Source organism: Comamonas composti DSM 21721 (assembly GCF_000429845.1).
In the GTDB taxonomy this organism is placed as follows: domain Bacteria; phylum Pseudomonadota; class Gammaproteobacteria; order Burkholderiales; family Burkholderiaceae_C; genus Comamonas; species Comamonas composti.
Genome location: NZ_KE386972.1, coordinates 134,029 through 154,817 on the forward strand (window position 1 = coordinate 134,029; position 20,789 = coordinate 154,817).

18 protein-coding genes are annotated in these 20,789 nt (G+C 61.8%); 9 read left to right on the forward strand and 9 right to left on the reverse strand.

The features are described from left to right. Window positions 1–245: 245 nt before the first annotated feature. Both cycA and argC read right to left on the reverse strand, forming a co-directional pair. A complete protein-coding gene (gene cycA, locus G486_RS0119290; protein ID WP_027017009.1) occupies window positions 246–1,661 on the reverse strand; it encodes a D-serine/D-alanine/glycine transporter in 1,416 nt (471 codons plus the stop codon). 328 nt (window positions 1,662–1,989) lie between these two features. Then, window positions 1,990–2,922: an N-acetyl-gamma-glutamyl-phosphate reductase gene (gene argC / locus G486_RS0119295; RefSeq protein WP_027017010.1), complete on the reverse strand. Its 933-nt coding sequence runs from the start codon at window positions 2,920–2,922 to the stop codon at window positions 1,990–1,992. A gap of 439 nt (window positions 2,923–3,361) precedes the next feature. Between argC and sucC the strand changes: the two genes are divergently transcribed. The 6 genes from sucC to G486_RS24740 all read left to right on the forward strand — a co-directional run bounded on the left by sucC (window position 3,362) and on the right by G486_RS24740 (window position 9,507). After that, entirely contained in the window at window positions 3,362–4,522 is a 1,161-nt protein-coding gene (gene sucC / locus G486_RS0119305) for an ADP-forming succinate--CoA ligase subunit beta (protein WP_027017011.1), read from the forward strand. A gap of 21 nt (window positions 4,523–4,543) precedes the next feature. Further along, window positions 4,544–5,437, forward strand: coding sequence for a succinate--CoA ligase subunit alpha (gene sucD, locus G486_RS0119310; RefSeq protein ID WP_027017012.1), 894 nt, complete (start codon window positions 4,544–4,546; stop codon window positions 5,435–5,437). Between the two features lie 164 nt (window positions 5,438–5,601). Further along, window positions 5,602–6,294, forward strand: a complete 693-nt coding sequence (locus G486_RS0119315) for a TerC family protein (protein WP_027017013.1) — start codon at window positions 5,602–5,604, stop codon at window positions 6,292–6,294. Window positions 6,295–6,621: 327 nt separating this feature from the next. Then, on the forward strand, window positions 6,622–7,392 hold the full coding sequence (locus tag G486_RS0119320; protein WP_027017014.1) for a PP2C family protein-serine/threonine phosphatase: 771 nt from the start codon (window positions 6,622–6,624) through the stop codon (window positions 7,390–7,392). Window positions 7,393–7,989: 597 nt separating this feature from the next. Further along, window positions 7,990–8,658: an FHA domain-containing protein gene (locus G486_RS0119325; protein ID WP_027017015.1), complete on the forward strand. Its 669-nt coding sequence runs from the start codon at window positions 7,990–7,992 to the stop codon at window positions 8,656–8,658. A gap of 165 nt (window positions 8,659–8,823) precedes the next feature. Then, entirely contained in the window at window positions 8,824–9,507 is a 684-nt protein-coding gene (locus G486_RS24740; protein WP_407059810.1) for a pilin, read from the forward strand. Window positions 9,508–9,570: 63 nt separating this feature from the next. On the opposite strand, the gene moaC is transcribed toward G486_RS24740, so the two are convergent. Further along, window positions 9,571–10,056, reverse strand: coding sequence for a cyclic pyranopterin monophosphate synthase MoaC (gene moaC / locus G486_RS0119335; RefSeq protein WP_027017016.1), 486 nt, complete (start codon window positions 10,054–10,056; stop codon window positions 9,571–9,573). Window positions 10,057–10,267: 211 nt separating this feature from the next. Between moaC and G486_RS0119340 the strand changes: the two genes are divergently transcribed. Then, window positions 10,268–11,905: a M48 family metalloprotease gene (locus tag G486_RS0119340; protein ID WP_027017017.1), complete on the forward strand. Its 1,638-nt coding sequence runs from the start codon at window positions 10,268–10,270 to the stop codon at window positions 11,903–11,905. On the opposite strand, the gene G486_RS0119345 is transcribed toward G486_RS0119340, so the two are convergent. The 3 genes from G486_RS0119345 to G486_RS0119355 all read right to left on the reverse strand — a co-directional run bounded on the left by G486_RS0119345 (window position 11,879) and on the right by G486_RS0119355 (window position 13,652). Next, entirely contained in the window at window positions 11,879–12,226 is a 348-nt protein-coding gene (locus G486_RS0119345) for a phage holin family protein (protein WP_027017018.1), read from the reverse strand. The two genes, G486_RS0119340 and G486_RS0119345, sit on opposite strands and share 27 nt — an antisense overlap. A gap of 118 nt (window positions 12,227–12,344) precedes the next feature. Continuing rightward, the gene (locus G486_RS0119350) at window positions 12,345–12,782 is read right to left on the reverse strand and encodes a hypothetical protein (protein ID WP_027017019.1); all 438 of its coding nucleotides are present in this window, start codon (window positions 12,780–12,782) and stop codon (window positions 12,345–12,347) included. A gap of 102 nt (window positions 12,783–12,884) precedes the next feature. Next, on the reverse strand, window positions 12,885–13,652 hold the full coding sequence (locus tag G486_RS0119355) for a TerC family protein (protein WP_027017020.1): 768 nt from the start codon (window positions 13,650–13,652) through the stop codon (window positions 12,885–12,887). Window positions 13,653–14,115: 463 nt separating this feature from the next. Between G486_RS0119355 and G486_RS0119360 the strand changes: the two genes are divergently transcribed. Continuing rightward, entirely contained in the window at window positions 14,116–14,532 is a 417-nt protein-coding gene (locus tag G486_RS0119360; RefSeq protein ID WP_027017021.1) for a DUF3717 domain-containing protein, read from the forward strand. Window positions 14,533–14,546: 14 nt separating this feature from the next. Here the strand turns inward: G486_RS0119360 and G486_RS0119365 are convergent, their stop codons facing one another. Together G486_RS0119365 and purB are read right to left on the reverse strand one after the other, a co-directional pair. Then, window positions 14,547–15,107 carry a YaeQ family protein gene (locus tag G486_RS0119365; protein ID WP_027017022.1) on the reverse strand — a complete coding sequence of 187 codons (561 nt, stop codon included), beginning with the start codon at window positions 15,105–15,107 and terminating at the stop codon, window positions 14,547–14,549. Between the two features lie 187 nt (window positions 15,108–15,294). Further along, window positions 15,295–16,674, reverse strand: coding sequence for an adenylosuccinate lyase (purB, locus tag G486_RS0119370; RefSeq protein ID WP_027017023.1), 1,380 nt, complete (start codon window positions 16,672–16,674; stop codon window positions 15,295–15,297). A 137-nt stretch (window positions 16,675–16,811) separates the two neighbouring features. Here purB and G486_RS0119375 point away from each other — a divergent pair, with 137 nt between their 5' ends. Then, a complete protein-coding gene (locus tag G486_RS0119375) occupies window positions 16,812–17,426 on the forward strand; it encodes a glutathione S-transferase family protein (protein ID WP_027017024.1) in 615 nt (204 codons plus the stop codon). A gap of 464 nt (window positions 17,427–17,890) precedes the next feature. On the opposite strand, the gene glnE is transcribed toward G486_RS0119375, so the two are convergent. Beyond that, window positions 17,891–20,662 (reverse strand): bifunctional [glutamate--ammonia ligase]-adenylyl-L-tyrosine phosphorylase/[glutamate--ammonia-ligase] adenylyltransferase, encoded by a 2,772-nt coding sequence (gene glnE / locus G486_RS0119380; protein ID WP_027017025.1) that lies wholly within the window; start codon window positions 20,660–20,662, stop codon window positions 17,891–17,893. Window positions 20,663–20,789 lie beyond the last annotated feature (127 nt).

The window sequence follows — 20,789 nt, forward strand, 5'->3', positions numbered from 1 at the left end:
ACGAGGCCAGCCAAGGCCTCAGAACGTGTTTACGATCTCAGAATTCATCTAAAAAGTGAGCTGCCAGCGCCCTTCATTCCTTGACTTCAGATGTTTTTCTATCTGAAGTGTCGGCGGCCTCAAATCTGAAGTGCAACACCCTTCAAAGTTGAGGCCACTTCGCCCGGTCTCTGACACAGAGCATCCGTGCGTCCCTTTCCGCCATCGCGACCCAAAGACCTCGGATGGTGCCCAAACCAGGCGCTTCAGCCTTGTGAGAGCTTGCTGACGGCCGCCACGCGGCGGCGCACAAACAGGTAGGCCACGGCCAGCAGCACAAACCACAGCGGTGTCACCACCAGAGCCTGGCGCGTGTCGTCTTTGAGGGTCAGCAGCAGCAGAATGCCGGCAAAAAATGCCAGGCAGGCCACGCACATGGCCACGCCACCGGGCATTTTGAAGCGCGAGGCCGCATGCAGGGCCGCACGCTGGTGGCGATAGACCATGTACGACAGCAAAATCAGCGACCAGACAAACATGAACAAGATGGCCGACACCGTGGTCACCAACGTGAAGGCGGTGACCAGGTCAGGAACCACCCACATCAGAAAAGCGCCCAGCAGCAGGCAAATGCAGGAGAACAGCAGGCCGCGCGAAGGAACGCTGCGCGGAGACAGACGATAAAAAGCCTTGGGCGCATCGCCCTTGAGCGCCAGGCCGTAAAGCATGCGGCTGGTGGAGAACACGCCGCTATTGGCCGAAGAAGCCGCCGAGGTCAGCACCACGAAGTTGATCACGCCGGCCGCAGCAGGCAGGCCGGCCAGCACAAACAGCTCCACAAAAGGACTTTTGTCCGGCACCACATCACGCCAGGGCGTAACGGCCATGATGGCGATCAGCGCCAGCACGTAGAAAACGATGATGCGCACCGGAATCGAGTTGATGGCGCGCGGCAGCGTGCGCTCGGGGTCCTTGGCTTCGGCTGCCGTGGTGCCCACCAGCTCGATGCCGACAAAGGCAAACACCGCAATCTGGAAGCCCGCGAAAAAGCCCAGCAGACCGTTGGGGAACATACCCCCGTCGTTCCACAGATTCGACAGCGAGGCCGCACGCCCGGCCGGCGACACAAAGCCGCCCACCACCATGTACAGGCCTGTGGCGATCAGGCCCACGATGGCCACGATCTTGATCATGGCAAACCAGAACTCGGTCTCCCCGAACAACTTGACGGTCAGCAGATTCAAGCCCAGCAGCACCAGCACACAGGCAATGGCCGGGGCCCACTGCGGCAGATCCGGCCACCAGAACTGGGCATAGGCCGAGATGGCGATTACATCGGCAATGCCGGTGACGATCCAGCAGAACCAGTAGGTCCATCCGGTGAAAAAGCCCGCCCAGGGCCCCAGCAGATCGGCCGAGAAATCGATGAAAGATTTGTACTGCAGATTGGACAGCAGCAACTCGCCCATGGCCCGCATCACAAAGAACAGCATGACGCCGATGGCCATGTAGACAAAGATGATGGAGGGCCCCGCCAGGCTGATGGTTTTGCCCGAGCCCATGAACAGGCCCGTGCCTATGGCGCCGCCAATGGCGATCAGTTGAATGTGGCGGTTGGTGAGATTGCGTTGCAGGTCGTCATGGCCATCGGGGCCCGGCGTGCCTGATGCCTTGCGAGTCATCTGGGGAAACCTTTGCAAAAGCCGCTCCACCACGGCCCAGCACACCGCCGTTGCGGTGCCGGACCGCGAAGGCGGACGAAAAACCTGAAATCCGAAAAAGTCCGCCAGCATAAACCAGGCCGGCGAATCTCAGACCACAGCAACGCAACATGCCTGGCACCGCATCAGAAGTCATGCGCAGCACTGCGGCGGGACAGCCAGGCGGGGCCGCTGTGGTGATTTTCTGCGCACATGCAGGCAGCGTCTACATATGCAGCTGCGCAATAGATAGCAAAAAAGGGAGCGGAGCCCCCTTTTGCGTTGGCCTGGAACAGGGCCGGACTGTGGCTTACAAGCCCAGCATCAATTGCAGGTTCTGCACCGCAGCGCCGCTGGCACCCTTGCCCAGATTGTCCAGGCGGGCAATCAGCACGGCCTGGCGGTGCTGCTCGTTGGCAAACACTCGCAGCTCCAGCTGGTTGGTGCCCGCCAGCGTGTCGGCGGCCAGCTTCAGGTCGTCGGTAGGTGGCAGCACCTTGACCCAGTGGGCGGCGGTATTGGTCTTGGCATAGTGGCTGGCCAGGGCGTCATGCAAGTCGGCGGCCTTGGGCGCACCGGGCAGCAGGTCCAGGTGCAACGGCAGTTGCACCAGCATGCCCTGGGCAAAATTGCCCACGGCCGGGATGAACACCGGGCGCCGCGTCATGCCGGTGTAGTGCAGGATTTCGGGGATGTGCTTGTGCGACAGGCCCAGGGCATAGGCCTCGTAAGGCGCAGCCGTACCGGCCTCATAGGCTTCCATCATGGGACGGCCCCCACCGGAATAGCCCGACACCGAGGGCAGGCTCACCGGGTAGTCGGCGGGCAGCAAGCCGGCGGCCACCAGCGGCGCCAGCAGAGCGATGGCGCCCGTGGCATAGCAGCCAGGGTTGCTCACGCGGGTGGCGGCCTGGACCGCCTCCAGCTGGCCTGCGCGCAGCTCGGGGAAGCCATAGACCCAGCCCGCTGCGGTGCGGTGGGCGGTGGAAGCGTCGATGATCTTGATGGCGCGGCCCGTCTCTGCCGTGATGGCGTCCACCATGGCCACGGTCTCGCGGGCGGCGTCGTCGTGCAGGCACAGGATGACCAGATCCACACCCGCAATCAGCTGGCGCTTGGCAGCGGGGTCCTTTCGCAGCGCGGGATCAATGCTGACCAGTTCCACACTGGCCATTCCCTGCAGGCGGTCACGGATTTGCAGCCCCGTGGTTCCGGCCTCGCCATCGATAAAAATCTTTGCCATTACAGCAATGCTCCTAGCCAGCCATGCACCCGCACGGCATTGAGACCATGCATCAAGACCTTGTCAGGCCTTGAACCCAGATAAAGCCTGCATTGTAGGGCCCACACTCTTGACCGCCGGCCTGACTTGGGCGCAGCGGCTCAATAGAAGATGCGACAGGTTGTTGCACTCCCGCCCAGCCACTCCAGTCCTCTATAAGACATAGGAGATCGGCAGCCCTGTCTGCCGCCTCCCTGAGGGCGATACTCATGAAGCATCAAGGACTTAGCCTGCATCCATCCTGTTGCGTGCCAGGGATTTGCCAAGAAAGCCGCATGGCTTCAGGCCCAGCCCCATTCGGAGCAGCATGGTACATTTGCCGGCTGCCGGGTCACCGCGCCTTGAGGCGAGCGCCTTCAGGACTACCAGGCCATCCCCCTATTTGTTTGAGAGAGACATCATGAAGATTCATGAATACCAAGGCAAGGAGATCTTGCGTCAATTTGGTGTGCCAGTGCCTCGCGGTATCCCTGCGTTCACGGTGCAAGAGGCCGTTGAAGCGGCCCAGAAGCTGGGCGGCCCCGTGTGGGTGGTCAAGGCCCAGATCCACGCCGGCGGCCGAGGTAAAGGCGGCGGCGTGAAGGTTGCCAAGACCATCGATGACGTCAAGAGCCTAGCCGAGCAAATCCTCGGCATGCAACTGGTGACCCACCAGACCGGCCCCGAAGGCCAAAAGGTCCGCCGCCTCTACATCGAAGACGGCGCCGACATCAAGAACGAGCTGTACGTGTCGCTGGTGACCGACCGCGCTACGCAAAAGGTGGCCCTGATTGCCTCCAGCGAAGGCGGTATGGACATCGAGGAAGTGGCCCACTCCACGCCCGAGAAGATCGTCACCGAGATGATCGATCCGCTGACAGGCATCACTGTCGAGCAGAGCAAGAAGGTTGCCGCAGCCATTGGCCTGACCGGCGCCTCCATCGACCAGGCCGTAGACATCTTCGCCAAGATCTACAAGTGCTACATGGACACCGACGCTTCGCTGGTGGAAATCAACCCCTTGAACTGCGACTCCAAGGGCGACCTGATGGCCCTGGACGCCAAGTTCAACTTTGACTCCAACGCCCTGTTCCGCCATCCCGAAATCGTGGCCTTCCGCGATCTGGACGAAGAAGATCCTGCCGAAGTCGAAGCCTCCAAGTTCGACCTGGCCTACATCTCCCTGGACGGCAACATCGGCTGCCTGGTGAACGGCGCCGGCCTGGCCATGGCCACCATGGACACCATCAAGCTGTTCGGCGGCGAGCCGGCCAACTTCCTGGACGTGGGCGGCGGCGCCACCCCCGAGAAGGTCACCGAAGCCTTCAAGATCATGCTCAAGAACCCCAAGGTCAAGGGCATTTTGGTCAACATCTTCGGCGGCATCATGAAGTGCGACACCATCGCCACCGGCGTGATCACGGCTTGCAAGGCCGTGAACCTGCAAGTGCCTCTGGTGGTGCGCATGAAGGGCACCAACGAAGAGCTGGGCAAGAAGATGCTGGCCGAATCCGGCCTGCCCATCATCAGCGCCGACACCATGGCCGAAGCGGCCACCAAGATCGTCGAAGCCGTCAAGTAAGAAGCCCTCGGAGAACCACTCATGTCGATCTTTATCAACAAAGACACCAAAGTCATCACCCAGGGCATCACCGGCAAGACCGGCCAGTTCCACACGGAAAAGTGCCAAGAATACGCGAACGGCAAGAACTGCTTCGTGGCTGGCGTGAACCCCAAGAAGGCCGGCGAGAAGATTTTTGACATCCCAATCTACGGCTCGGTCAAGGACGCTGCCAAGGACACCGGCGCCACCGTGTCGGTGATCTATGTGCCGCCCGCAGGCGCAGCTGCTGCGATCTGGGAAGCCGTGGAAGCCGATCTGGACCTGGCGATTTGCATCACCGAAGGCATTCCTGTTCGCGACATGCTGGAAGTGCGCAACAAGATGAAGGCCAAGGAAGCCGCTGGCGGCAAGCGCACCCTGCTGCTGGGCCCCAACTGCCCTGGCCTGATCACGCCCGACGAGATCAAGATCGGCATCATGCCCGGTCACATCCACAAAAAGGGCCGCGTGGGCGTGGTGAGCCGTTCCGGCACGCTGACCTACGAAGCCGTGGCACAGCTGTCCGAGCTGGGCATTGGCCAGTCCTCCGCCGTGGGCATTGGTGGCGACCCCATCAACGGCCTGAAGCACATCGACGTGATGCGCGCCTTCAACGACGATCCCGACACCGATGCCGTGATCATGATCGGTGAAATCGGCGGTCCCGACGAAGCCGAAGCCGCCATGTGGTGCAAGGCCCATATGAAGAAGCCCATCGTGGGCTTCATCGCTGGCGTGACTGCCCCTCCCGGCAAGCGCATGGGCCACGCAGGTGCCCTGATCTCCGGCGGCGCCGACACGGCCGATGCCAAGCTGGCCATCATGGAAGAGTGCGGTTTCACCATCACCCGCAATCCTTCCGAAATGGGCCGCCTGCTCAAGGGCCTGCTGTAAGCAGCGTGCAAGCTGTCACAAGGGAATGCCCTTGTGACGATTTACGCAGAACTACGAATCAAAGGCGTGCGCTACGACGCCTAAACTGACGACTTCCATAAAGAAAAAGCGCCAAGGATTCAGCCCCTTGGCGCTTTTCGATTCATAACAGCGGAGTCATCGTCATGGAGTTTCTCAGTACCAGCGACTTCTGGATCGGTCTTGTCAAGATCATCTGGATCAACATCATTCTCTCGGGCGACAACGCCGTCGTCATCGCCCTCGCAGCGCGCTCACTGCCTGCACAGCAGCAGAAAAAAGCAATCATGTTCGGGTCCGGTGCAGCCGTCGTGCTGCGCATCATCCTGACCGTGGTCGCCGCCAAACTGCTCGAACTCTCCTTCCTGCAAATCATTGGCGGCTGCCTGCTGCTATGGATAGGCCTGCAACTGCTGAGCGGCGGCGAGGAGGAAGAAGGCGAATCCAAAGGCCAGAGCGGCATGCTGACCGCCATACGCACCATCCTGATTGCCGACCTGGTGATGAGCCTGGACAACGTGATTGCCGTGGCGGCCACGGCCCAGGGCAATATGGTGCTGCTGATTCTGGGTCTGGCGATTTCCATTCCCTTGGTGATCTTCGGCTCCACGCTGATGGTTAAACTCATGGAGCGCTTCCCCGTCATTGTTGTTCTGGGGGCGGCCCTGATCGGCTGGGTTGGCGGTGAAACCATTGTCAACGACCGCCTGCTGCACGACTTTACCGCAGCCAGCCCCTGGCTCCACTATGTCGCCGCCGCTGCCGGCGCCCTGCTGGTTGTGGGTCTGGGCAAGCTCCTGCAAGCCAGAAGCAACAAGACCAGTCCGCTTGAGGCCTGAGAACGGGCAGGCCATCTTTCCTTGGGCGCGCTACCTTCATGGCAGCGCGCCCTTTTGGCAAGCCTTGTTAAACAAAAACACTCGATACAACCAATAAAAAATCTCAATCAAATGAGAAGAAGGGCTTATTTCGCCCCAATGTTTCACAGCCTTGTTTTTGTAAAATACAAAAATAATAATTGATAGCCGACTCCCAGCTCGACTGGTGTTTTGCCGCATGTTTCTCACGGTGCGTTCACCTCCGGACTGCACTGCCCCCATTGTTTAACTGCCATGCACAATTCATCCAGTATTCAGCCTTTGGGGGCCATCAAGCCGCTTTACGCCATGGTTGCCCGAACCGATGGCGGCAAGCGTCGCAGCAACAACGAAGATGCCGTGGGCATCCACCCTGACGCACTGCCTTGGCCTATTGCCGTTCTGGCCGACGGCATGGGCGGCTTCAACGCCGGAGAAGTTGCTAGTGCCATGGCAACCAGCCTGCTCCCGGCCGCCCTGCAGAGCTACGCCATTCCCACCCCACAAAACGACAGTGAAAAAGAGCGCACCCAACTGCGGCATGCTCTCATGGAGTCACTGACACTGACCAACTCGGCCATCCTGAATGCTGCCCAGCAGACCCCGGGATGCCAGGGCATGGGGACCACGGTCATCACCGCAGCTCTGTTGCCTGGCAGGCTGATGCTGGCCCACCTGGGCGACTCCCGAGCTTATGGCTGGAGACAGGGCCAGTTGCACCGCCTCACCCGTGACCACACCTGGCTGCAAGCGGAAATAGATGCAGGGCGCATGCAAGAGCAGCAAGGCCGGCAATCCGGCCTGGGCCACCTGTTGACGCGCGCGCTGGGAGTTGCCCGCAGTGTTGCCCCGGATCTCAATGAATGGCCATTGCTGCCAGGCGATCGGATACTGCTGTGCTCGGATGGGCTGACCGACATGCTCAGCGACAAAATCATTGCCAGCCTGTTTGCCCAAGGTCTGTCTCTGCCCCTGCTGCTGACGGCCTTGGTGAATGCCGCCAACAACGCGGGCGGCCATGACAACATCGGTGTAGTGCTTATCGAGGTTCCTCACACCCCTGCTCTCTGCAACTCCTGAAAGCCGGGCACCGGCCCGCGCAGTTGCGGGGCCGGTGCATGCATGTGCTGCAAGTACTTGGCCCGGCCTTAGAGCGTGTTTACGATCTCCTCGCGGCGCGCCCGCAAAGGCACTGGCCCGAAGGATTGGTGCGAAATCGGGCTATTTTCTAGCGCTGAAGCTTGCTTGCACCCCGGTGCAAGCTGCGGCCCATCGACTCGAACTCATCCCGATTGCGCTCCAACGCGCCTGCGTAGAGATCGTGAACACGCTCTTAGAGGCAATCGGCTGACGAGCAACTTCATCACGCCAGATCCCAAACCTTGGCATTGCGCCAGCAGTCGATATCCTGGCTCACCCGGCTATTTGCAGCCCAAGACCAAGCGTCACATAAGAGCAAGATTGTTAAATTCTGTCCAAAAATACTGCCATTTGTTGCGTACAGACACCAAAAAGTGCAAAAGTTCCTCTTTCCTTCACTAAAACCAGGCTCCGCAGTATCTGTCTATAGTAATTCTTCGTAAATTCAAGCACCATTTACTTCTTTTGCAGCAAAAACGCTAGGATACAAATCCCTATGCACTGCATGCAGCCGACCCCCTCATGGAGCTTTTGAGCATGCCCACCCTGGTCATATCCATAGACGGCGCCATCATCAAAGAAGTGCCGCTGCTCAAAGAGCGCACAACCCTTGGCCGCCGCCCCTATAACGACATCGTCATAGACAATCTCGCTGTCAGCGGCGAACACGCTGTGCTCACACTTGCCAGCGGCAAAGTCACCATCGAAGATCTGCGCAGCACCAATGGCACCTATGTCAATGGCCAAGCTGTGCACCACCACCAGCTCGTCCACGGCGACCTGCTGGACATCGGCCGCTACAAACTGCGCTTCGTACAACAGGAAACCGGAACACAGGCCACGGCCACCGGAACTGGAGCAACACCAGCCGTACCTGCTGCGAGCCAGGAAGCCCCGGGGTTTGAGCTCACTCAGCCGCCCTCCATATCCATGCTGCCTCAGCGCCTGGCCTGCATACGCATGCTCAGCGGCAATATACCTGGCCGCCAGATACCGCTGACCAAGGTCGTCACCACCCTAGGAAAGCCCGGGGTTGCCGTAGCCTCGATCACGCAAAAGCCTTATGGCTTCGTGCTCGCCCAGCTTGAAGGCGAGCTTGCCACCCTCAAGCTCAACGGTCAGCTCGTAGGCAGCTCCCCCGCTCCCTTGCTCAGCGGCGACATGCTGGAGCTTGCAGGATCGCAGATGCAGTTCTTGATCGAGTAGCTCCACATAAGAACAGGGCCGCAATTGCCAGACAGTGCATGCCACCCAGGTTCCACGGAGCTCCGAAGATTTGACCCAGCTCAATTGATCCACATCCTCAGACAAAAATGTCAGCCCCGTCGGATCAATTTGTCAGAGCCAGCATGAAAATGCAGGAAGCAATAGGTGAAAGTTTACATTTCAACACCAAAAGATGCCGAAATCCATCTGGCACAGCCTTTGCTTATAAGAGGCATACCTTTAACCCCTTCTGAGGAGAAGTTTATGAAGCGTACTATTCAACAAGGTTTCACCTTGATCGAACTGATGATCGTCGTGGCGATCATCGGTATTTTGGCCGCCGTGGCTTTGCCGGCTTACAACAGCTATATGCAAAAGGCCCGTTTTGCCGAAGTGGTTCTGCAAGGCACGGCATGCCGTACCGATATCGGCGCGAAATATCAGACTACGCTGGATCCCATCAGCGCGACCAACCCAGGTCCTGGCGGCTGGGGCTGCGAGAAAGCTGCGGGCGCACCTGCTGTTGCCGGCGGAGCATCCCCTGCTGTTGCAGGCAAGTACATTTTGTCCATTAAAACAGACCAAATCGGCAATGTTGAGCTAACCCTTGGCGCCAAGATGAAGGAGCTGGGCTATGCATCCGACGATGCGAGCGCGACACTGTACTTTGTACCGCTGAAGGCAGATGGCACAGAGATTGCAACACTGGTTGCTGCAACCGATGTAGGTGGTACACAGGTGGGCGGGCTGAAGTGCGTTGTTCCTGCAACTGACGCGCAAATGAAGAAAATTGCTCCTGCTAGCTGCACGGTCGCGACTGCTCCAGCAGCTGTTGGCGAATACAAGTAACCTACACTAGCTTAGTGCACATGCCTGCCTGAATGCATTCAGGCAGGCATTATTTTTATCGTCTCAAGCAGTTCGCGGTGTGACATCCAGCCCCGACTTCCCCCCGCGCTTCTCCACCACCTTCACCCTCTCCATCACCATCCCCTTGTCCACGGCCTTGCACATGTCGTAGATCGTGAGCAAGGCGATTTGCACGGCGGTCAAGGCCTCCATCTCCACACCGGTCTGGCCCACGGTTTCTACAGTGGCAGTGCAACTCACAGCGTGTTGCTCGGGCAGGGGTTCAAAATCCACGGCCACGCGGGTTAAGGCCAGGGGGTGGCATAAAGGGATGAGGTCGCTGGTTTTCTTGGCAGCCTGTATGCCGGCGATGCGTGCAATGCCCAGCACATCGCCTTTCCTGGCCGTGCCGCTCTGGATGATGCCCAGTGTTTCGGGCTGCATGACGATGCGGCCCTGGGCCACGGCTACGCGATGGGTGGCGGGCTTGGCGGCAACGTCGACCATGTGGGCCTGGCCTTGGGCATCGAAATGGGTAAGGGAAGACATGAGGGGATTCCTGAAATAAGGTCGGGTGAGGCGCTGGTGAACACAGGTCGGCCCGCATCAGCTTGTGAGGCCGGAACAGCCAACTGAAACGGCTGACATGAACGTTCGGGCATTCAAGGCATCATATTAGGGTGTACCACCGTCCGCCGGCATGCCCCGGGATGGCAGCGCCCCCTGATATGCTGCCATCTCCAGCCGCCTTGGCCTCATCATGCGCGAATCCAGCTCAAAATCTTCCGTCAGCCGCCGCCTGCGGACCCTGGTCCTGACCTTAGGCATTGCGGCCACTGCCTGCCAGGCCTTGCTTCCCGTACATGCCCAGCCGCGTCTGCCCACACTGGGCGATGGCGGGGGTGCAACCACCACCAGCGAGGAGCGGCGCCTGGGCGATCGCATCATCCGCGAGCTCTATCGCGACCCGGACTATCTCGACGATCCCGTGCTGCAGGAGTATGTGGAAGGCATATGGCTGCACCTGGTCAATGCCGCACGTGAGCGCGGCGAGCTCTCGCCCGAACTGGAGGAGCGCTTTGCCTGGGAGATCCTGCTGGGCCGCGATCGCTCGATCAACGCATTTGCACTACCGGGCGGCTATCTGGGTGTGCACCTGGGCCTGATAGGCGTGGTCAGCACGCGCGACGAGCTGGCTTCGGTGCTTGCCCATGAATTGAGCCATGTGACCCAGCGCCATATTGCGCGCCTGATCGCCCAGCAGGGCAAGCAGACGCCGTTGATGCTTGGCTCCATGATTCTGGGCGCACTCGCGGCCAGCAGAAGTCCCGATGCAGCCATGGCCATGATGATGGGTGGCCAGGCTCTGGCCGTGCAAAACCAGCTCAATTTCTCGCGCGACATGGAGCGCGAGGCCGACCGCATGGGTTATGGCCTGATGGCGCCGGCCGGCTTTGCGCCCCAGGGTTTTGTGAGCATGTTCGACAAGCTGCAGGTTGCAAGCCGTATCAACGACAACGGCAGCTGGCCTTATCTGCGCAGCCACCCCTTGACCACGGAACGTATCGCCGACATGCATTCGCGCCTGCCCCTGGGTTCCGGCACCTCCCCCATGCCCGCGCCCACGCTGGAGCACGTGATGATGGCCGCGCGTGCGCGCGTGCTCTCTCGTCCGGGGGTGGATGTGCTGCGCCAGTGGGCGGATTTGCCTCGTTCCACCAGCTTTGGCAGCCAGCCCAGGGAGCAGCAGGTGGCCCAGCTGTATGCCGCCGTACTGAGCGCCATGCAACTGAGGGACTGGTCCGTGGCGCGCGACATGCTGCATCGCCTGAGCGCCGCCTGCAGCGTCAATCCCGAGGCCTTGCGCCAGGCCCGGCTGCTGCAGACCGAGCTGGAGCTGGGCGCAGGCCAGCCCTCGGCCGCACTTGCTGCGCTGGAGCCCGTATCGCAAACTCCGGCCCTGCCCTCTGCCGATGCAAAGCAAAATGATCCGCCCCTGGCCGGCCCCAGCCTTGCCACCGTCATGGTGCGTGAGAGCCGCGGCCCGCACAGGCCCGAGCTCTTGCTGCGTACCCAGGTGCTGCTGCGCCAGCAGTCGGCAGCCGCCATGGCAGGGCAGTTGCAGACCTGGGTGACCGATCATCCGCGCGATGCTCAGGCCTGGCAGTTGCTGGCCCAGGTCTGGGGCTCGCAAAAACAGGAACTTCGGGCGCTGCGCGCCGAAGCCGAGGCCCATGTCGCCCACTATGACTATCCAGCTGCCGTGGACCGGTTCAAGGCTGCGCAGGAGTTGGGGCGCAAGAGTGGTCAGCAGCTCGATTACATCGAGGCCTCGATCATCGATACGCGCCTGCGTGCCGTGGAAGAGCTGCTACGGGAACAGTCGAGCGAGAAGTGATTCAATGACCAGGCCCAGCACTGAATAAATCAGGGCTCCGAGCATGGCTGCCCAGAAGCCCGCCACATGAAAGCCGCCCAGAATGCCCGAGGCGGCCCAGAACATGAGCCCGTTGACCACGAACAGGAACAGTCCCACGGTGACGATGGTCACGGGCAGGGTCAGCACCACCAGCACGGGCCTGAGCACGGCGTTGAGCAGGCCGATGACCAGCGCAGCAATCATGGCCGAGCCAAAGCTGGCCACCTGTACGCCACTGTAGAGGTAGGCAACGGTCAGCAGGGCGACGGCGCTGAGCAGCCATTTGATCAAGAGCTTCATGAAGCGAGCATAGCAGCAGGCCCAAGCCTACCGCCCAGCCAGGGCCACACAGCAAAAAGCCCTGCGGGCGAGACCTGCAGGGCTTTTTCGACTGGGATACGCAAGCGCGCTGCGGGCGCTAGATCATGCTTTCTTCAAACACCAGGCCCAGCATGGCGCCCAGGGCTGCCAGGGTGCCAGGCAGGTTCCAGCTGCGGGTGTTCTGGGCTGGGGCCGGCTGCTTGGGCCGGCGTGCATCAACCACCTGGGCCTTGCCGTGGAGCTGCTGCAGCTCTTCCAGCAAGCCGTCCAGAGGGCCCTTGGCCAACACCTGGGAGACACGGGCACCGCCCTGGTCGAGCACCGGCACCAGATGCGCAAACAGCTTGTCGGCCCATTTGCCGCGCCAGTTCTCGCGCGCACTGTGGCTGACCCATTTGCTCGCGCGATGGGTGATGCGCGGAGCACAGGCCACGAGCAGCCAGTGCGAGGAGGAGGCTTGTGGCGAGCCGGCAAGCCCCTGCAGCAAGGGCAGGGCGTAGTCGGCGTCATCCACATAGATGATGATGGGAGTCACGGGGCAGATCCTTGTATTGCGGGGGCCACGAGCGGCAAGGTGCTTATTCTGACAGGCCGGGGAGCACGCCCCCGGCCCTATAGGCCCCGCCGCTTTCAGGCTTCAGGCCTCGTTGGCCACGGCCTTGCCGCTGGCGTTGCGTGCAGCCATCCACTTGCCCAGGCCCAGGACCAGCAGCGCGCCGACCACATGGGCACCATAGAACAGGATGTTGGAGACCACGGCCAGGCCGTTCTCATCGACGGTGCCAAGCTTGAACATCCAGGTCCACTTCTCGGTGTTCACGAACACCGGATCGGTGACCAGCATGCCGCCCGCAATCCAGCCCAGCAGCATGCCGCCGAGCACGATGATCATGGGGAAACGCTCCATGAGCTTGATCACCAACTGCGAGCCCCAGACGATGATGGGGATGGAGATCAGCAGGCCCAGCGTGACCAGCAGCATCTGGTGCTCGCCCGAGCTCTGGGCTGCGCCCGCGATGGCGATCACGTTGTCCACGCTCATGACCAGGTCGGCCACGATGATGGTCTTGATGGCCGCGAACAGCTTGTCGCTGCCTTCGATGCCGTCATGGCCTTCTTCATCGGGCGCGATCAGCTTGATGCCGATCCAGACCAGCAGCAGGGCGCCAACAACCTTGAGGAAGGGCAGTTGCAGCAGGGTCATCGCGAAGGCGATGAGGATGACGCGCAAGACGATGGCACCGGCCGTGCCGTAGATGATGCCCTTGGTGCGCTGGGCCGGCGGCAGTTTGCGGCAGGCGAGAGCGATGACCACGGCGTTATCGCCACCCAGCAGGATGTCGATGATGATGATCTGGCCCAAGGCGACCCAGAATGGGGCGTGTGTAAGAAAGTCCAAGTCCATAAGGTTTCCCCTGTTGAATGTCTTGAGTGACCAGCCTTCAAACAAGGCCGGGCACCACCCATACAGAAAACCCAGATAGCTGCCTTAGCGCAGACCCGGACAGGACATGCCTGGAGCACGGGGGAAGCACCTTGATCGACCGCCATAGGGTCCATCAAAGGTCTTGCTCAGCTGCAGCAGTGCTGCAGCCCGGAGGGCCGGAAGCTTGCGCTTCGTATTGACGACCAATCCGTAACCTCGCGCTGGACCTGCAGTTGGCAGGTCTGGCGGATGGCAAAGAGCTACTCCCCTTCGAACCCGCGGATTGCAACACAAAACAGATACAACACGCAAGCGCAGAGACATTTATTGACCATTGGGCACATACTGTGCGTTGAGTCCCGGAGCAGCTTCTTGTCCACCTCCCCGCCCGCAGTACGCTTATGGCAAGCGTCTTATCATGCCTGCCTTGCAAAGAGGATTCATGACTGCGTTACACATCACCGACATAGAAGCTGCCATCAACTACTGGCGGGAGCGCGCTCCATCACCCGATGGCGTTCTGCTCTCACCCGAAGTCCGGGCCCTGGCCGAGGTCTATGCGCTGATGATCTTCCGCCACCAGAGCGAGATCCCGGTCGATGGCTTTCCATCGCACGCCATGGCCGCCTGGCTGGTGTGGTATGACACCACGCCCGACACGCCCTGCATTGCGATTTGCTCGACCAGCCAGGGCGACGAGAAGTGCAAGGGCTGCGGGCGCAGCTTTGAAGAAGTCCAGTACTGGACCGCGATGGAGCCCGCAGAAAAACGCGCGGTATGGCTGCGCATCACCCGCGAGGCCGACTCCTGGCGCTTTACCCGCTATGCAGAGCGGGCGGCCGAAAAGCGCTCCTCCTGAGCCCGGCAGACTGCCTATTTCCAGCGCAGGGGCTCGACGAACACCGTACCCAGATTGCTGGACAGCGTGAGCGCGCCTTCCTGTATCGTGGCCTGCAGCTGCATGCTGCGCTCGGCCAGCGCGGCCAGGGCCTGGCTGGTCTCGGAAGGCAGGCGCCAGACCTGGAGCTTGTCCAGACGCGCGAGCTTGCCCTCCATGCCCTTCCACCAGACCTCGGCCGCGTGGCTGAACGGGTAAAGCACCACGGCATCGGATTTGCTGCAGGCCTTGGAGATCGGCTTTTCCTCGGGCTGGCCGACCTCGATCCACAGGCGCTTGGCGCCCGTGAAGTCGGTCAGCGAGACATCCGGGTCATCGGGGTCGGACAGGCCTGCGCCAAAGGCCAGCGTGCCGTCGCCATGGCACATGTCGTTCAGCTGGTGGGCGTTGAGCGCCAGCGCCACCAGGCGCACCATCATGCGCTCGTCGGTTTCGCTGGGATGGCGGGCCAGCGTCAGATTGTGGTCGGCGTAATAGCCATGGTCGATGTCGGCAATCGACACATGGGCCTTGAAGATCGTGGATTTAATGGCCATGAAGCTATCCAAAGACGGCCTGCACCTTGAGGCGAGCGCCCGCTGCCGGCCCCGTGGCACGTGCGGTGAGCGCATTCCCGTTGCGCAAGCCTTGCAAAAACAAGAGCTGCTAGCGCAAGTCCTGACTTGTTTTAGCAGCTCTATCTATCTCAATTGCGCTTCAGGCAAGCGCTACCAGCTATCTTTTTTAAGCGCGACGAGCGAGCTCGGCGGCCTTGCCCACATAGGAGGCCGGCGTCATGGCGAGCAGGCGCTGCTTGTCGGCCTCGGGAATCTCCAGGCCCTGGATCAGGCGGTGCAGGTCTTGGGCGAGCACGGTCTTGCCGCGCGTGACTTCCTTGAGCTTTTCGTAGGCGCCCTGCACGCCATAGCGGCGCATCACGGTCTGGATGGGCTCGGCCAGCACTTCCCAGGCGTGGTTCAGGTCTTCCTGCAGGCGCTCCTCGTTGAGCTCGAGCTTGTTCAGGCCCGTCATCAGCGAGCTGTAAGCCAGGGTCGCATAGCCCATGGCCACGCCGATGTTGCGCAGCACCGTGGAGTCGGTGAGGTCACGCTGCCAACGCGAAATGGGCAGCTTCTCTGCGAGGTGCTTGAGCAAGGCATTGGCCAGGCCCAGATTGCCTTCGGCGTTCTCGAAGTCGATGGGGTTGACCTTGTGCGGCATGGTGGACGAGCCGATCTCGCCGGCCTTGAGGCGCTGCTTGAAGTAGCCCAGCGACACATAGCCCCAGACGTCACGCGCAAAGTCGATCAGGATGGTGTTGGCGCGCGCGATCGCATCGAACAGCTCGGCCATGTAGTCGTGCGGCTCAATCTGAATCGAGTAGGGCTGGAAGCTCAGACCCAGACCCTTGGGCTCGGGCGACTCGATCACGTGCTTGCTGAAGGCTTCCCAGTCGAACTCGGGCCAGGCCGACAAATGGGCGTTGTAATTGCCCACGGCGCCGTTCATCTTCCCGAGGATCTTCACTGCGCCCACCTGGGCTGCGGCCTTTTCCAGGCGCACCAGCACGTTGGCGATTTCCTTGCCCACCGTGGTCGGGCTGGCCGTCTGGCCGTGAGTGCGGCTGAGCATGGGCACGGCCGCATAGGCATGGGCCATCTCGCGCAGCTTGGCGGTAATGCCCTGCAGCGCGGGCAGCAGCACCTCGTCGCGTCCTGCGCGCAGCTGCAGCGCATGGCTGGTGTTGTTGATGTCTTCGCTGGTACAGGCAAAGTGCACGAATTCGGCGGCCTTGAGCAGCTCGGCATGGCCCTCGAACCTGGCCTTGATCCAGTACTCCACAGCCTTGACGTCGTGATTCGTGGTCTTTTCTATGTCCTTGATGGCCGCCGCATCGGCTTCGCCGAAGTTGCGCACCAGCTCCTGCAGATAGGTGCGCGAGGCCTCGCTCAGCGGCTCGAATTCGGCAAATCCCGCATCGGACAAGGCGATGAACCAGGCCACCTCCACCTGCACGCGGCGGTGCATGTAGCCCATCTCACTCATGATGGGACGCAGGGCTGTGAGCTTGGCGGCGTAGCGGCCGTCCAGGGGGGACAAGGCGGTGATGTGGGACGAATTCATGGGCCGTCATTGTAGGTGGGCCGCACAATTCATGGAGCCGGCCAGGTGATAGGCGGGCAACGCATAGAATCGGCAGCCCGGAGATTCGCCGGCTCACACCGGTCCTGGAGCCGGTCTCCGCCCCACGGAAGACAAGCATGAAATTGATAGGTTCCACCAGCAGCGCCTACGTACGCAAGGTACGCATCGTCCTGGCCGAAAAAAGGCTGGAATATCAGTTCGTGCAAGAAAACCCCTGGGACCAGGAGCAGACTCCGGGCACGGGCAACCCGCTGGGCAAGGTGCCGCGCCTGGTCATGGACGGCTGCGATGCCATGTTCGACTCGCGCGTGATCGTCGAATACCTGGACACGCTGTCCCCCGTGGGCAAGCTGATCCCGGGCACGGGCCGCGAGCGCGCCGAAGTCAAGAGCTGGGAGGCCCTGGCCGACGGCCTGCTCGACGCCGGCGCCCTCGCGCGCCTGGAAGCCACCTGGCCGGGCCGCAGCTCGGATCAGCGCTGCCAAGCCTGGATGGAGCGCCAGTTGGGCAAGGTCCGGGCCGCCCTGGCCGTCATGTCCCAGGGCCTGGGCGACAAGAGTTATTGCTGCGGCGTGCATTTCACGCTGGCCGATGTCTGCGTGGGCAGCGCCCTGGGCTGGCTGGATCTGCGTTTTCCCGAAATTGCCTGGCGTGACGAGCACCCGAATCTGGCCCTGCTGTTCGCCAAGCTGGCCGAGCGACCCAGCTTTGCCTCAACCCGGCCCGAGTGATCTGCGCAAGAACAGCTGCATCACCTCTCGATCCAGGCCATTTGCGACTTTGACGTGAGGCAGATCCTGCACGCTGTGCAGCTGCATGCAAAAAGGCCATCTTTCGATGGCCTTTTTGCTGGCATAAAAAAGTCGCGAAGCGTCCCGAAACGAAAAAAGAGAGGGAGGGAGGAGAAGCGCTTCGGGCAGAACAGTTGAACTGTGACCCCAGAGGCTTCGCAACATAAAACTGGTATGGATTCTCTCTTGGTGCAAACCTTAATCTGTAGATGAGTCACTTTTGCAGAAGTTCCAGATCTTGTGGGTTGCAATTTTGTAACAATTTGCGGAATACTGCGTTTTATCTGTAGGCCTTTTTCCATACTTGCTACCCGCGCCCTACAAACATCAGGTGCACAAGTTGGAATTCACATTTTCAAGCGCTGCCCCAGGCCGCCATCGCAGCCCGGGAAATGCCTGCATCTTCACTCAAAAACAGCCTTCCACAACCTCTTGACCGGGTCGCATAGCGGCGCGGCCTGGGCCGGCTCAAGCACCGCTGCGCGCTCGTCAAGGCGGGCCACATGCTGCAGCCGGCGCAGTTCGCGATACGCACTGGCCGTCTGCTGGCCAACGCCTTGCGGCAGCAGGCCCGCCTGCTCGGCACGCAGCAAAAGCGCGATGTTGCCGACGTTGGCCACCAGCTCGGGATGGCGCGCCGACTGCGAGAGCACGAGAAACTGCACCGCAAACTCCACATCGACCATGCCGCCCGGGCTGTGCTTGACATCGAACAGGCCGCTGCGCACCGGGTGGGCCGTGCGCACGCGCTCGCGCATGCCCACGATCTCGTCACGCAGCGCAGCCGCATCGCGGGGCGCGGTGATCACGGCTTCGCGCACGGCATCAAAGCGTGCCTCCAGCGCCAGGCCGCCGTCCGGCGCAGCGGCGTCCTCGGTCTGCAAATCCTCGCTGCCCAGTACGAAGCGCGCCCGCGTCATGGCCTGGTGCTCCCAGGTCCAGGCGGTATTGCTGCCGCGCTGCTGCTGGTAGTTGGCATAGGAGGCAAAGCTGGTCACCAGCAGACCGGAGTTGCCGTTGGGGCGCAGCGCCGTGTCGATCTCGAACAGATCGCCTTCACCGGTCTTCACGGCCAGCCAGTTGATGAGCTTGCGCACAAAGGCCGCATAGACCTCGGGCGCACTCTCGTCCTCGTCGTCGAACACGAAGACGATATCCAGGTCGCTGCCGTAGCCCAGCTCCTTGCCGCCCAGCTTGCCGTAACCAATGATCGCGAACTGGGGCGATGCACGGTGCCGGTTTCTGAGCCGGCTCCAGCACCAGCGCGCGGTCACGCGCAGCACGCTGTCGGCCAGGGCGCTGAGGTCGTCGGCCACCTGCTCCACGCTGATGCGGCCTTCGATGTCGCGCGCCAGCGTTCTGAACACCTCGGCATGGTGAGCGCGGCGCAGCAGGTTCAGCAGGTTTTCGTCGTCGTCCTCGCCCGTGGCCTGCAGGGCTGCCAGACGCAAGGCGAGTTCATGCTCGAAGTCGGCCGCCGAGAAGCGCTCGCCCAGCATGGCATCGCTGGCCAGCTCGTCGATCACGCCCGGGTGCTGCTGCAGATAGCGCGCGGGCCAGCGCGCCGCGCCCAGCAGGTGCAGCAGCCGCTCGTGCACAGCCGGGCGCTCCAGCAGCAGGGCCAGATAGCTTTCGCGGCGCAACAGCGGCTCCAGCCAGCTCAAGAAGCGCAGCGCGGCCTCTTCGCTGGCCTCGCCATCGGCGACCCATTGCGCCGTGAGCTGCACCAGGCGAAACAGGCGGTTGCGCGCCTCTTCACGCAGCCCCTGTATGCGCGCATTGCCGCGCCAGCCCGCCACATGGCCGGCCAGGGCCTCGGGCAGCTTGTCCATCAGACCATCGATTTCGCGCGGCATGCCGGCCGCAGCCTGACCCTGGGCCGAACCACAACGTCCCGATCCGCAAGACGGAGCCGAGCCGCCGAGCAAGGTGTCGAACTCCTCGGCCACGAATTCGCGGTGGGCATCAAGCTGGTGCAGAAAGGCGCAGGTATCGCCAAAACCCAGACTGCGCGCAATCCAGTCCAGATCGTCATCGCGCGTGGGCAGCACATGGGTCTGCTGGTCGTCCAGATACTGGATGCGGTGTTCCACACGGCGCAAGAACACATAGGCCGCCGCGAGCTCATCGGCCACCTGCCGGCTCATCAGGCCCGCGCGCGCCAGGCGCTGCAAGGCCTCCAGCGTGGGCCGGCAACGCAGTTCGGGAAACTGTCCGCCGCGCACCACCTGCAGCAATTGCACCGTGAACTCGATCTCGCGTATGCCGCCGCGCGAGAGCTTGACATCGTTGGCCCGCCCTGGGTGGCCGGCGCTGCGCCGCGCCGCATGCTCGCGTATCTGGCGATGCAGGGAGCGCAGGGCGTCGAACACTGCATAGTCGAGATAGCGGCGGAACACGAAGGGCAGAACCACGCCGCGCAGCGCCTGGACCTGGGGCGAGCGCACGACATCGAACGGCGCCACGACCCGGCTCTTGAGCCAGGCAAAACGCTCCCATTCACGCCCCTGGGTCTGCAGGTACTCTTCCAGCGAGGCCAGGGACACGGCCGGCGGCCCGGAGTTGCCATGGGGGCGCAGCGCCAGATCGACGCGAAACACGAAGCCGTGCTCGGTGGTATCGCCTATCAGGGCGTAGATGCCCTTGACCGCGCGCGCAAAGTATTCGTGATTGGAGATCACGCCGCGTCCGTCGCTCTGGCCCGTGGTCTCGCCCTCCTGCTCGTAGACATAGATCAGGTCGATGTCGCTGGAGACATTGAGCTCGCGCGCGCCCAGCTTGCCCATGCCTATGACCCACAGCTGCACGGGCTGGCCGTCGCGCCCGCGCGGCTCGCCATGGCGCGCATCGAGCTCGACGCGCACCTGGGTGCATGCGCGATCCAGCGCCAGCTCGGCCAGCTCGGTGACCGCACGTGTGACCACGCCCAGGGGCACCTGCTGCTCGCAGTCGAGCACCATCAGCCTTTGCATGACCAGCTGGCGCAGGATGCGCAGGCTAGCCGACAGGTCCAGGCCCCGCTGCAGCAGGGCCTGTAGGCCCTGCTGCATGCTCTCCAGACAGGGCTCGCCCTCAGGCAGCAAAGCCAGTTCGTCGGCATAGCGCCGCTGCAGACGCTGATGAAAGCGGGAGTAAGAAGCCTGTGCGGAAGAATGATTCATGGCTTGCTGCGCCATAAGCTGCTCGAAAGAATGCATAGAACCATGAAGTTAGCGCTTCTGGCAAAAGCCTTGTCTGGTAACAGATTGATTGCCGCGCCCCTGCAGGGGCACGGGCGATAATCCCTTCATTGCCCGAACCGCC